A 13,409-nucleotide genomic window follows, 5' to 3' on the forward strand; every position below is an offset into this window, starting at 1 on the left:
CGAGTTAAAAGAATATAATGGGCTTCCTAGTAAAAATTCAGTTGATGCAGTATTTAGCTATTTAGAAAACAAAAATCGTAAAGAGTTATTCGAACAAATTCCTCAAATAATAAAAAACAGAAATACTCCTGTCGAAAAACAAATTTATTCTACTTATAAAGCAGCTTCGTATTTTATAAACTTAGCAAAAGATAAATTTCACTTAATAAATGAAAAAAATAAATTAACTGAAAAAGGAAAACTTTTATTATCACTTAGAGCAAATTTTTTCAAATTATCAAGTAAAGAACAGAAATTTTTTTTTCAAAGAATAATAGAAGTCGACTTTCATTTTTTTATTTCTACAGCATTATTTATTAAAATTCAAAAAAAATATAAATTAAAAGAATTTAAAAACGAAATTTTTAATTTTCTTGATCTACATTTTGGAATTAGACATTTTAATTTTACTTCGTCAAGTCTGGATAACTATAATAAAGTAAGAATGTTTTGGATGGATGAAATTGGTTTGTTAGACACAAATTTCAACATAAAAAAAATATTTTTAAAAGAAATCCAACAAATGGGATTTGAAGAAGATTACATGAAATTACTTAATAGTTTTAATACTTATGAAAAACAAAATTTCAGAAGTAAGAAAAATTATCTCCAAAACAGAAATAAGTTTTTGGACGTGTATAAAACAAGCATTCTTAAAGCAAATGATTTGGGTTTTGTAAATTTATATGACTTGAAAGATGGTATGAGAATTTCTTATGAAGGTTTCCAAAAGTTCTTAAATGAGTTTTACGAAAATGAAAAAAGTAATTATAATATTTTTTTTAATAATATTGTTAGCTCAATTGATCGAAGAAAACGTTTCTATGTAAGAAACAAACCGATAATAAATATCAAAATAAAAAAATGAAAATTAATAATCTGTGGGAAAAACTATCACTTCCAGAAGGTAAAAAACTGAACACCTTTAAAATGGATGTTGCGGAAGGAAAAGTACCAGAATTGCCATATTATATTGTTGGTCAAGAAAGTTTAAAAAAAATAATTGGTGAAAAAATTGAAAAAATTGATTCATCAAGAATGACATCGAATCTTATTATTGCCAGTTATGGGAATGGTAAAACAAATCTACTTAAATATATTCAACTATTTTTTACGATTCATAAAGAATATAATATAAAAGTTCATAATGTTAGAGCTGATATTGAGAGAACGGATTTAATAATTTTCTTGTTAAAAATTATTCAAGATAGCCATTTAGATGATTTAATTTCTGCGATTAAGCATAATAGAAATAATGATCAACAATTAAAAAATTTTGTGAATGATTTTCAAAGTAATTTTGCAGAAATAAAGGAGTACTCTAAATTTTTATTTAATCCAAAACATGACGACGAGGTTCTAAAAGAATTAATATATTTAGGTACTGGAAGGTTATATAATAAAAGATATTTTGATAAATACAAAATAGAACAATTAAAAGATTTCAATAGGAGAGAAATTTTAGTATTCTTTCTCAATCTTTTAGCAAACGAAAATGTTTTTTTAATTTTTGGAATCGACGAAATAGAAAAGATAAGAGAAAAATCAAAAATAAGATTTAATCATTTTTTGACCTCATATAGAGAATTAGTAGATCTGTTTAATTTAATAAACGGACATTATCTTATTATTGCAATGACAGATAGTACTGATTCAAATTCTATTAGTGAAGCAAACAATGCCTTATATACTAGAATTAAAAATGACATCATAACGATTGAACCTTTAACCAATCCTCAAGATTTAAAAGAACTTATTATATACCTAAATGATTTATTTGGTACAAAAAAGGAAGTAGAAGCTGTTGTAACAAGAATAAGAAAGTCTTTAAGCCAAATTAACAGAACAAATATTCAAAATATTGCAAAAATATTATTTGAAGAAGAGCTAATTCAACCTTTTGAAACAACTTTAGAAGATTATAACTTATCTAAGATATTTTATGACACCTATTCTGGTTTAGAAAGAGATGAAGCATTTAAAAATATACATAGAAAGTTTTTTGATCCGTTTGAATATTATATTGAATCTTTACAGTTTGATACTCAAAAACTGAATAGACAAGAAAGAGTATTTGTTGATGACCTCTTAGAAAAAGTTCACTATTTTATTTTTAATGATCTTCTAGAAGACTTGGATAATGAAAAAGTTAAAGTCAGTAAATTAACTAACAATTATCCCGATCATGAAATTGTTATTTACTCACCTGAAAAGCTTGAATTAACTAATAGTTTATTGGAAAATGAGGATAATAAAATCAAAATAATTGATTATGAACCTAAAGTTTTATTTACATTATTAGAAATTTATCGTAAAAACTTTGACAAAGAGGAAGTTGTCAGTGATGTAATATCTATTTATAGTCAAAACAATTTATAATTATGTTGAATAAGACTCCAATTAAAGAAATTAATTTTAGAATTGTTTTAGACTCAGTAGTTTTTGCAATATGTAATTTAGCATTTGATATTGGCAAACAAATATATGACATTGATCCAGACCAGGAAAAGATTTTTTTAAAAGAATTATTTAAAGAAGATTTTTATACAGAAATTGGGTTGAGAGATTCTGAACTTGATCAGTATAATGAAAAAGACATATTTACTGAAATCGCAAATCATTATAATAGTCAAGTATTAAAAGAAGAAAACATCTTAAATGAATTTATTGAATCTGATGTATTATTAATAAATAAAATCGAAACTTTTGTTTATAGTGTTAATGATGAAAAGAATTTTAAAACAAGGTTTATTAGAGCTGTTAAAAAATTCGGATTATTAGAAGATATTATAGGTAACCTAAATGATGAAAAAATAAGGAATAGCCTCAGTAAAATTAATTTATTTGAAAGCGATACATTCTATAAGGATATAATTGAGACCGTTGATTCCACAATCAAGCCACAATTACCATTCTTAGATATAGACCTTTTAGATGAAACCAAATATACAAAGGACTCTATAGACGACAAAGATATATGGATCAATAATTCATGTTATAGTAGTGTTTTTTTAATAAATGAAGATCTCATTAACAGTGAAGATGTTTATTTAGTAAGTGATAATGAAAGCAATGCAACAATTGGAATTTTATTACAAAAAACATTAATACCATATACAAAAATTGACATTACTGATTATATAAGTAATGAGAAAATGTTAGATTTTTTCTGGCAAATGTTTTTATATAATTATTCTACCAAAACGAAAATTAGTCCTATATCTGCAAGTGGAAAAGAGTTAACAGAATTCAAACACAAAATTAATGATGGAGAACTAAATAAATTACTTTCTTTCTTAAAATACAATTTATATATAAAAGATGAAAAAATAATTCCTCAAGAATTTCTAATTTTTTTCGAAAAGGTCACATTAATAAGTCAACTAAAGTATATTGAAAACTTTGAATTTTTAGTGTCAGAATCAAAAGAAAATCATACTGCTCTGGGAATTTATGCTAAAGAAAAAATTGGTAGAGAATATAATTTAATCCATTGGTTAAATAATAATGGAGAGGACAATTTGAGCCATTTTAGAAATAGCCAAGGAAATAGAAAGAGAAAAAACAATATTCACACCTTAAAGCCAGAAATTAGTTATTATTTTATTGAAAATTATTTTGAAGATTTTTTTGATAGAATACTAAGAGAGAATGATTATGAATTCATGAGGAATATTGAACTAGAATCTATCGATTTCAAGTGTGAAATTGACTTTTTAATAAAAACCAAGAATACCCTATATATTGTTGAAACAAAAACAAAACTTACAAAATATTATATTGAATCACATATTAAGAAAATTTCTAAGATTATAAATCTTTTGAAGAACTTAACGAATAAAAAAATTGAAATAAAGTTTTTAATGGTAAGCGCATATAGTGAGGAATCTGTACAAGATTTTAAATATTTTATTAATGAACATAAAATTTATAATAAAAAGAGAGACGGCTTAAGTAGTATACCATATTTGTTTGACGTACCAATCCCAGATAAAGAAAATGAGATATTACAGTGTATTTCTGAACCAGAATTTGACAAGTTAAAATCTCTAATCCTTGAAGTATGCCCCCTATAAACCTTCCTGTCACAAGATATTATGGATCTAAAAGAAAGCTAATAGAAAAAATATGGAATGTTTTAAATGATTTAAATGTAAATTTTGATTCTGTCTTAGATATTTTCGGAGGATCTGGTATTTTTTCATATTATGCGAAAAGACACAATAAAAGAGTAATTTACAACGATATATTTAAATTTAATAGTATCATCGGCAAAGCTTTAATTGTACAGAATCGTAATTTTTTAACATTTGAGGAAGCTGTTAGTCTTTTAAAACCTATCGAGGGAATTGAATATTTATCAATAATTGAGGATAATTTTGAAGGTATATATTTTACGAAAGCTGAAAATCGACAGATCGATATTTTTATACAAAATATAGCAAATTTAGAGGAAAATAAAAAAGCCAGTGCTTATTATATTATTTTTCAAGCTTGTATAATTAAAAGACCTTATAATTTATTTCATAGGAATAATTTAAATATGCGAATAAATTATACAAATGGAAATTTTGGCAATAAAAAAACTTGGGAAAGAAGTTTTGAAGAGCTTTTTAAAAGATTTATTAATGAACTAGATAAATTCAATTTTGATAACTTATTAGTAAATAGATCCGTAAATTTTTCTGCATTAGAATGTTTTGAACAAGCAGATTTAATCTATATTGATCCTCCTTATTTCAATAACAAGGGGCATCATACAACTTATCACTCAAAATATCATTTTCTGGAGGGACTTGCAAATTATTATGAAATTCCCAATTCACTTGATCTTGCGAAAAAAAATAAAGAAATACAAATTAATAGAAGCAATGAGTTTGAAGACCCTAAGACTTTTTTAAGAGACTTGGAAATTCTAATAGAAAGATATCGTTTTAGCAATATTGTTATTTCCTATAGGAATAATGGTGTACCAACAATAGATCAAATTGCAAATCTTTTATTAGAGTATAAAAATTATAATAATGTACATGTAATTGATCTCGGAAATTATGGTTATGCTTTAAATAAAACGAATGAAACTAATAATGAATTTTTAATTATTGGTTTAAATTAAAGAATAATCTGGATTAGTTAATACTTAATTTGTAATAATCATAACTTGGTCTGACAGTTTAATTTTAAAGTTATTTAATTTATTGATAACTGTCAGACTAAGTATTAATTAAATCATTATATCCATATTATAATTCGGATTCATCAAAAGTCAAATCTCTTAAATCATACTTCATCAGATCATCTAAGTCTTTTAACAATTGATTTCTCTTGATAAACTCCTTAAAATTATTTTGCCTATTAACAACAATTTCAGCTTTTAAACCCTTATAATAAGCCTGGATTGTTTTCTTGTTCTTACCTGTAGTCTCACAAAGCTTATTGATCGTTATTTTACCATTCAGACTATAATCCCAGCCCTGCATAGTATTCAGTATTTCTGATATGGTTTTATCTTTACGATCTTGATTGATCTTTTTTAGATTAAACCTTCTTTTATCTGTTGGACTGAGTTTTTTTAGCTTATCATAAATAAATCTACGTTCAGCATTAATAATCGGTTCAATATCATTTAGCTTACGATAAACTTTTTCAAAGGTTTCCATTACCTCATTTTTCTCCAAAGGCGGATTCATTTTGCCACTGTTGACAGAGTAAAGATATTTTAACAGAGTACTTCTATCTACTTCCTTGTTTAAAGCAATCAATTGATATGTTATACTTTTTAAAATATTCTCTCTATTACCTTCAGAAACCTTTTTAAAGGGAACGAACACCTGAGCGTAATTTAATTTAGTATCTCTACCTAAATCATAAAAGCCATGTTCATCATACATTATATCGTACGCTTGCAATAGTTCATCAAGATTATTAAATCTTAATTTGTACCCATTACAATCATACCCTATTGAGTTATAATTTATAGTATTGTAGTGGGTACTTTTTTCTGTGTCTACCGCTGTATTATCCTGCACAATTTCCAATGGTATCATTTCCGTAACAGGAAAAACCTCCACATTATCATTATAGTAAGCATTAGGATCATAGGATAATATAGTAAGCCTATCAATTGATACCGCCTGCGGATCATAAGGTATATCTAGCGCATTAGCAATCTCTTTAGTAGCAATTTTGAAATTATCAGGTGTCAATCCATCCACTTTCACTACTAAAGTCAAACCTTTATTAGATAAGCTACGCCAGTAAGCACATACATATGCAGTATTGATCTCTAGATCCTGTTCAGTCAGGTTATCAACATCAATATACAAGTATCCTGTTGGATTACTCAAGTTCTTTCCTCTAATATAATTGTTTGAGTACTGGAAATTAATAGTTATTGCAGGCAGCTTATACTTTTTTATGTTTTGATATTCTTTACAACCTCTTTCTAAAGATCGGGCATCCAGAACTAATTTTAGATGTTCTGATGGCGGAGTTCGGATAAATTCGACTACTTCTCCGATGTTATTAAATGAATCTGTAATGGTTCTGTTAGTACAATTATTTATTTTATTAATCATAATTTTTAGTTTAAAAAAGGCATAGCAAGAGCTATAACAGTAGTTTTCACTATGCCTTTGAGTTATATGTTATAAAATGTTTTAGTTGATTTTTCGGGCGTTTATGAGGCTTTTACAGTAGGTGCATGAAGTGTGGTGCAGCATTATAAGAAAAAGATCTTTCTTATCCAGCCTTATTCCCGTGTATAATGTAGCTTTTAATTATAAGATTAAAATATTATAATAACTTCCTTCTCAGTTTTACCCATATAAGCTATGATCTTACTTTTTTCAATTTCTAGCTCATGTACCAATGTCTTTTGCCCGTAATATTGACTATTTCTTACCTTAAATTGTTCAGCAATACTTTTATCTAAAGTCCAGCTAAATCTGAATTTGCCACTTTTAAATTCTTTTTCACTCATACCTCTATAAACTGTAATTTTATCAGGTAAAGCTTCAAAAAAAGCCCAATCTTCTTCATGCATTAAGTATTTTTTTCCATCTCTCTTAGAAAGAAACAATGCTAACAAAATTTCATGTGGTAAATTAGGATCATAAGATTGCATAAGATGAGCATAAGCTAAATTATCCCAATATTCTCTATCGGAAAATAGATGTTGGAATTCCATAAACCAATATATTTTTTGCGATGTCGGAGAAAAGGCTTTTATAAAATTATAGTCTAACTTACCCGTTAAATGTATTTCCTTGATTTCTCTTAAATATTGAGGCGCTTTAATTTCAAGAAGGATCTTATTAGAAAAACATTTTCTGATATCATTAAACATTTCATCTGTATACTTAGAGAAAGGAAAATCAGTAGTTTTTTTAAGTTTATTCCATTCTTTAAGGAGTTTTGCATATTCATTTTTAACAGATTCTTTAGTTGTTTGATTAATTAAGTTTGTTTGCATTTTGTATAATTTTAAACTTAGCATAGCAGTAGCACCCCATAGTATTTTACTACGGCTAAATGCTGTTAATAATTGATTGTTAAATGGGGATTTAAAATCAGTAGAACTGATTGATAGAAATTAGCAAGTTAATAGTGATAGTACATCAGATTTCGAATAGTAAACTCGTTTCCCAATCTTTTTAGCTTTAAGTACTCCTTGATTATTCCAATGGAATAAAGTGGTCAGACTTACATTTAAAAGTTTTGAAGTCTCTTCACGGGTATAAAACTCTTTTTCCTCTGATTGTGTAGGAATGATTTTTTCTAATTCTTCCCTAACTAGTTTTTGAATAAACTGACCAAAAGATTCTATATCTATTTGCATCAATTGAATGGCTGAATTTGTCATAATTTTTATTTGTTTAAGATTATGATGCAAATTTAGCTTGGCTGATTTTCCGATTTTCGGAACTTTTTTCCGATAAAAAATTTAAAGATTAAAAATATTATTAAAATTATTTTCCCTCTGTTCAGAAGATGACTTTGAAAGGCTTCTAAATCCTGCGTTTTTTACAAACTCTTCATAGTCTTTATCAGTAATAAAATTATTATCTCTCAACCAATCAATATATTTGAAATGAGTATAGTTATGAATAATTTCATGATGCTTCATTTTCTGGAAAATAAAAGAATAATCAATAAACCTATTTATTATATGTTTTTTTGCATATTTAATAAATTGTTTATAGACAGACTTTTCTTTGAATATATCCTTCCATTCGATATTATCTTCGTGTTTTTTCTCTTTGAACTTTTTCTTGTTTTTCTTTTCGCTCTTTAGAATAAATTTATGTTCCTCTTTGTACTTTTTATAAAAAGCTGAATCCTTATCTATGTATTTTTTATATTTTTCAATAGTTGATGCAATAGCTTTATTAAATAGTAAAGACATCTTTTTCATATTCTCAATGTCAATGAAAAAAGTAACAGGATCTTTAAAAACACTATTAACCATCTCGTATGTGTTATAGTTTTGTTTAAAAACTATTATAGAATTATGATATTGTGCAAGTATTTTATTATTAATAAGATCTTTTATATTATCAGGATTAGTTTTAGAATTGTCTAGAACATAATCCTCTAAATCCTGTTCAATCAAGCTCAATACTTTTTTGAAATCTGCCAGTAAAATTTCGGAATAGTTATTTTTTTTATCAATAAAATCAACATAATTAATGATCCGTACTTCCTTTGCATCTGCTTTTCCATTAAAAATATTAAACGTAAGGACGTACAAAAAGCCACTTTTTTGAAATGCATCACTTATTTCCTGCGTAATAGGGGTATAATGTTCAATAATCTTAACTTTTTCGATTGAGTTCTGATTTTCATCAAAAACAGTTATATTTTTTCCAAGCATAAATTTTTCTAATGTATGCCTGTCATATATCTTGATTAACGCTAGATTATTCTGTATTTGATCTATTTTCTGCATTTTCTAATTATTATCTAATAGTTAATTAAAAACCAATTTTAGCAAAACTATTTGCTGTTCGTACAGCCATTTCTTTTTCTGTTTTACCAATATACACTAAAAACTGCTTTTCAGTTGAATGACCTGTCATATACATAATATCTGCCGTAGGTATTAGAGTGTGAAAATTAGTTGCGAAACTTCTTCTTCCGATATGGCTTGCTACAAGTTCATATTTTGGATAATCTCCTAAAACTCCTCTTTTGGTTTTATCTTCCAAGACCTGAGATTTAAGACCGTAAACAATTTCTGAGATTTTAGCATTTTTACACACAATTTTTATATACTTGTTAAACTTGACATCAGAAATTTTTCTCGGAAATTCACCATTTCTTTTATCCAATATATTCTGTACTTCTTTAAGCAAAGGAATCTGCATTAGCTTTCCTGTTTTTTCCTGTTTAAATTCTATATATTTTATGTCTTTATCTTCCACAATCATAGATTTTTCAAATCGCAGAAAATCACTCACTCTTTGACCCGTAAAACAGGCTATCATCAGCCAATCTCTTGCATTGTCAAGATAATCATGTGGTTGTGCAGATTTTTTTATACTTTCTAATTCTTCAAAATTTAAGTAAATATGCTTCGGCTTATCCTTTTTAAATTTACTTAAACCCAATTTCCATTCTTTTGTATGTGGGTGGGTTTCAATATCGTAATTACTTGCAAATTTTGAAATAACTTTAATATCTCTTAATTTACTATATATTGTTTCATGTTTATAATTTATATTCAAGCAATATTTTTCAAAATCGTCTTTGAAATAATTATCAAGATTTTTAAATTCAATTATTGGAACTCTTTTATTATGGTTACAGTAATCAGTAAGCATACTTTTTAGAACCTTAATTTTATAATTGGTTCTTACTGCTATTGTACTTTTATTGAGTTCTAAGTAAGTATCTATAAATTCAATGAGATTCGATGAATATATAGTTTTTACTTTCGGTTTAAATATTTCGTCAAGACAAGATTGTAACCATATTTTGTAATTTAAAATGCTATTTTGGTCGGAATATTTTTGCAGTATATGTGATTCAATTTTAGAAAGCTTTGTATTAATTGATTCGGTATCTGTATCAAACATTTTTTTTGATGCAATTTTACATTTTCCGTTTTTCCATTCATCAGGAAGACATTTTAACTCTGATATGGCAAGTCTTACATCAAGGTCTTTATCTCTGAGCCTTATGCAAATATTGCTTGGTTTGCTCTTAACCGTACTTCTAAGGAAAAAAGATACTTTAGCCATAAATTATAAATTTCATAGTGTTGCAATTTACTAAATATGCGCCCAAATTTGTGCCCAAATTTTGAAAGCTATTTAAATTAAGTTGAATTTAAAATAATTAAAACCTCTACAAACATAGTATTCATAGAGGTTTTTAAGATTTAAGAAATTAAGACAAATTAATTGAATGTAGTCCTTCTGCGGTCACAAAGCTCCTTTTTAGGAGCTTTTTTATTATATCACCTCGAGAATAGTCTTTTCGTCTGATGAAACAGATACTTTTACAAAACCACTAAATTCATCTTCAATTGCGTTTTGTATTATTAATGCTAAATCTTTCTCTTGATGTATATGTGATAAAATATCAAACTCATGAGTTATTGTTTTTAATTGTTAAGAAGCCAATATACAGACAGTTTAAACTGATCTATCTTACGGTTTCCCGTAGAGTGATAGCAAGAAGTGATTTTACATACCACATCACTGGTTTGTGAAATGTTTTTTACGTATCTTTAAATTGTTCGATTTATTTTAAATTTCGGATTATATGTATTCAACCTCCTGCTGTAATGGGAGGTTTTTATTTAAAATATACCACAAAATGGCAGATTTCTTTAAACAGTGATATTATTGGCATAAGCGTTGTTAATGATAATAGAAGTTTTTAAGGTAAATTTTATTTAACACCGAATCATTTAACTTATAATTCATTTTTTACTTTCTCCTCCTGGTTCGCCGGGAGGTTTTTCTTTGTATCCTATAAAAAACCAATTTTTAAAATTTATCGTATATCAAGATGCAGCTCATTTTTTTGAGTTTTCATGGTTATTAGTTTTTATCCCCGGAATTATCTGGGGATTTTTTGTGCGGGGCAAATTCTGTCTTATAAAAGATTTTAGTTTATTGTAGAAAGATTGATATGAAATATATTAATCTTTATTATCATATTTGATTAAAAATATATCTGATTTTGTAACACGGAATGGTGAATTGTACATATGGTTCTGGATACTTTTTTTGTATACTGCGAGAGGTTTGTGAACTATGAACTCAACGGAATTGAACCTGATAATAGGCGATGGAGAAAAGGGCGTTGTTTCATGGAAATGCGGTTGAAGTTTTATAGTAAATGATCGGTAAGAATGTAACTGATTTTTTGAGAAAATCAAACGGAATTGATGAGTCACAGTGATTCCTTATTCAGAAAGAAAATCCATTTCCAAAAAGAGAATATTTAGCAGTGACAAAATGGATATTAAAGAGTTTAAAAGATTGATTTCCGGAATGACTGAACAACTGGCACATCAACTCCGCCAGGAAAGATCGTTATCTGCTATGGTAGTTGTGAATATCAGATATGCCAATTTTGATACAGAAACGAAATAATGTTATGTAGCCTATACATCTGCAGATCATCCATAACTTTTCATTTATATTTCACTATTTACAGAATTATGTAGTTTTAAAACTACATAGATAGGATGCAATACTACATATATGGTAATTTATTTTTACACAGTAAGCTTATTTTTTTGTTTTCTCTGTTTTAAATTTGCACTATCAAAATGAATGAGTTTAATTCTTGAAAACAAGAGAACCATTAATTCAGTAATAAAAATGCAAATAGAAGAAAAGTAAAATATATTTAAACTCTTAAAAAATAGTAACAGAAGCCATCCGTAGAACACTACATCTATCTAAAATTACACGGCCTTTATAAAGATTTTAATTCCACTTTTTTGTTTATTCTTAAACAAAGAATCTCGTTTTTTATTATTCCATTTCAACATAAAGGTGTGTTGATCAGTTTTGTGCTGGTATTGGCCAGGTTTAATTGGATTTACTTAACAGTCCTATATTTTTCACTTCAAAAGTTTAAACACTAAAATTAAAGCAATGAAAAAAAATTTAACAACTTTATTAACAGCAGCCCTATTGGTAGCCTCTTATGGCATTTTTGCACAGAAAGCAGGGGTAGGGATTAACACTACAGCACCTAATTCCACATTGGATGTCAATGGAAAACTAGGAAATACTGATATTGACGGACTTCAGGCACCAAGACTTACCCGCGCACAGCTTTCTGCTAAAGGAGATACTCTTTACGGAACCAATCAAAAAGGAACATTGATATACATAACAGATATTTCAGCTGGTGATAATACAGGACCCAGGCTTAATATCGACAGTATTGGGTATTACTATTTTGATGGTACAGTATGGCAAAAACTGATCTATAATAATATTTATAATGCAGATGGTACTCTTACCAATACCAGAACGGTTACTCAGGATGGAAAGGATCTGATATTCGTGAATCAACAAACTACAACCATTAATAATAGTGCCGGCGTTGGTATAGTGCAGGATTCTGGTATAGGAACAAGATCTTCAATGGGATTTTCTAATAACGGAAATTATTCTTTATTTATCTATTGTGATACCAATTCGGCAGCACAGATGCTAGCTACCGGAAAAAGTACATCCCTTTCTTTAGGAACCAGCAGTACACATGTTCCTACCGGAATAGATTTTATAACAACATCGGCTGGAGATGCTTTAGGCCAGGTACGAATGCATATTTCGCCAGCAGGGAATATTAGAGCAATTAATAATCTGGCAGTAGGGCATGGTACGGAACCTGCTTTTGGTTCAGAAAAATTAAATGTAAACGGAAGTATTAAAACTGCTACAGCTACTTATCCTGATTATGTATTTGAAGAATATTATACTGGGAAATCTTTACTGAATTCTAAATATAAATTTTTGAATATTTATGATACTGAAAAATTTATCAAAGAGAACAATCATTTACCTGGTGTAACTTCTATTAATGATTTAGCAAAAACGGAAAATGGCCTTTATTCATTTAATTTATCAGAGCTTTCAACCCAGACTCTGGAGAAGGTAGAAGAACTTTATTTGCATGTTATAAAGCAGCAAGCACAGATTGACTCTCAAAGAGGACAAATTAATGAACTAATTAACCTGACCCAACAATTACAAAAGAAAACTAAATGAAAAAAACATTTGTAACAATTGCTATAATAACTTTACTATTCTGATAGAATACAGGATATTAAAAAAAACGGAATACCTATTCCGTTTTTTTTATACCCTCAATGTTATTCCTCAGCAGGTCTTTTT

At 27.5% G+C, this 13,409-nt stretch carries 11 protein-coding genes; 6 read left to right on the top strand and 5 right to left on the bottom strand.

Translation table 11 applies throughout. The annotated features are described in order from the left end of the window. The 4 genes from EK417_RS21215 to EK417_RS18860 form a co-directional block, all read left to right on the top strand. On the top strand, positions 1 to 907 hold a 907-nt coding region (locus EK417_RS21215; protein WP_168802032.1), incomplete at its 5' end, for a hypothetical protein. Beyond that, a complete protein-coding gene (locus tag EK417_RS18850; protein WP_136523030.1) occupies positions 904 to 2,418 on the top strand; it encodes a hypothetical protein in 1,515 nt (504 codons plus the stop codon). The genes EK417_RS21215 and EK417_RS18850, both read left to right, overlap by 4 nt. A gap of 2 nt (positions 2,419 to 2,420) precedes the next feature. Then, complete coding sequence (locus EK417_RS18855) at positions 2,421 to 4,115, top strand: nuclease-related domain-containing protein (RefSeq protein ID WP_136523031.1); 1,695 nt, start codon at positions 2,421 to 2,423, stop codon at positions 4,113 to 4,115. After that, positions 4,103 to 5,155, top strand: coding sequence for a DNA adenine methylase (locus tag EK417_RS18860; RefSeq protein ID WP_136523032.1), 1,053 nt, complete (start codon positions 4,103 to 4,105; stop codon positions 5,153 to 5,155). Before EK417_RS18855 ends, EK417_RS18860 begins: the two co-directional genes overlap by 13 nt. A 127-nt stretch (positions 5,156 to 5,282) precedes the next feature. Here EK417_RS18860 and EK417_RS18865 read toward each other — a convergent pair whose 3' ends face one another. From EK417_RS18865 to EK417_RS18885, 5 genes are all read right to left on the bottom strand, one after another. Further along, entirely contained in the window at positions 5,283 to 6,617 is a 1,335-nt protein-coding gene (locus tag EK417_RS18865) for a BT4734/BF3469 family protein (protein ID WP_136523033.1), read from the bottom strand. A gap of 209 nt (positions 6,618 to 6,826) precedes the next feature. After that, positions 6,827 to 7,513 carry a hypothetical protein gene (locus EK417_RS18870; RefSeq protein ID WP_136523034.1) on the bottom strand — a complete coding sequence of 229 codons (687 nt, stop codon included), beginning with the start codon at positions 7,511 to 7,513 and terminating at the stop codon, positions 6,827 to 6,829. Between the two features lie 120 nt (positions 7,514 to 7,633). Beyond that, a complete protein-coding gene (locus EK417_RS18875; RefSeq protein ID WP_136523035.1) occupies positions 7,634 to 7,903 on the bottom strand; it encodes a helix-turn-helix domain-containing protein in 270 nt (89 codons plus the stop codon). 81 nt (positions 7,904 to 7,984) lie between these two features. Next, positions 7,985 to 8,989, bottom strand: a complete 1,005-nt coding sequence (locus EK417_RS18880; RefSeq protein ID WP_136523036.1) for a hypothetical protein — start codon at positions 8,987 to 8,989, stop codon at positions 7,985 to 7,987. A 25-nt stretch (positions 8,990 to 9,014) separates the two neighbouring features. Continuing rightward, complete coding sequence (locus tag EK417_RS18885; RefSeq protein ID WP_136523037.1) at positions 9,015 to 10,283, bottom strand: phage integrase SAM-like domain-containing protein; 1,269 nt, start codon at positions 10,281 to 10,283, stop codon at positions 9,015 to 9,017. A gap of 1,227 nt (positions 10,284 to 11,510) precedes the next feature. Here EK417_RS18885 and EK417_RS21485 point away from each other — a divergent pair. Together EK417_RS21485 and EK417_RS18895 are read left to right on the top strand one after the other, a co-directional pair. Continuing rightward, on the top strand, positions 11,511 to 11,648 hold the full coding sequence (locus EK417_RS21485; protein WP_262509782.1) for a DinB/UmuC family translesion DNA polymerase: 138 nt from the start codon (positions 11,511 to 11,513) through the stop codon (positions 11,646 to 11,648). Between the two features lie 510 nt (positions 11,649 to 12,158). After that, positions 12,159 to 13,283 carry a phage tail-like protein gene (locus tag EK417_RS18895; protein WP_076597926.1) on the top strand — a complete coding sequence of 375 codons (1,125 nt, stop codon included), beginning with the start codon at positions 12,159 to 12,161 and terminating at the stop codon, positions 13,281 to 13,283. Positions 13,284 to 13,409 lie beyond the last annotated feature (126 nt).

This window comes from Chryseobacterium candidae, from assembly GCF_004916905.1.
Classification (GTDB): domain Bacteria; phylum Bacteroidota; class Bacteroidia; order Flavobacteriales; family Weeksellaceae; genus Chryseobacterium; species Chryseobacterium candidae.

Coding starts and splice junctions, on each gene's coding strand:
- EK417_RS18855 (WP_136523031.1), top strand. CDS start 2,421: ATGTTGAATAAGACTCCAATTAAAGAAATTAATTTTAGAATTGTTTTA.
- EK417_RS18850 (WP_136523030.1), top strand. CDS start 904: ATGAAAATTAATAATCTGTGGGAAAAACTATCACTTCCAGAAGGTAAA.
- EK417_RS18880 (WP_136523036.1), bottom strand. CDS start 8,989: ATGCAGAAAATAGATCAAATACAGAATAATCTAGCGTTAATCAAGATA.
- EK417_RS21485 (WP_262509782.1), top strand. CDS start 11,511: ATGGATATTAAAGAGTTTAAAAGATTGATTTCCGGAATGACTGAACAA.
- EK417_RS18870 (WP_136523034.1), bottom strand. CDS start 7,513: ATGCAAACAAACTTAATTAATCAAACAACTAAAGAATCTGTTAAAAAT.
- EK417_RS18860 (WP_136523032.1), top strand. CDS start 4,103: ATGCCCCCTATAAACCTTCCTGTCACAAGATATTATGGATCTAAAAGA.
- EK417_RS18875 (WP_136523035.1), bottom strand. CDS start 7,903: ATGACAAATTCAGCCATTCAATTGATGCAAATAGATATAGAATCTTTT.
- EK417_RS18885 (WP_136523037.1), bottom strand. CDS start 10,283: ATGGCTAAAGTATCTTTTTTCCTTAGAAGTACGGTTAAGAGCAAACCA.
- EK417_RS18865 (WP_136523033.1), bottom strand. CDS start 6,617: ATGATTAATAAAATAAATAATTGTACTAACAGAACCATTACAGATTCA.
- EK417_RS18895 (WP_076597926.1), top strand. CDS start 12,159: ATGAAAAAAAATTTAACAACTTTATTAACAGCAGCCCTATTGGTAGCC.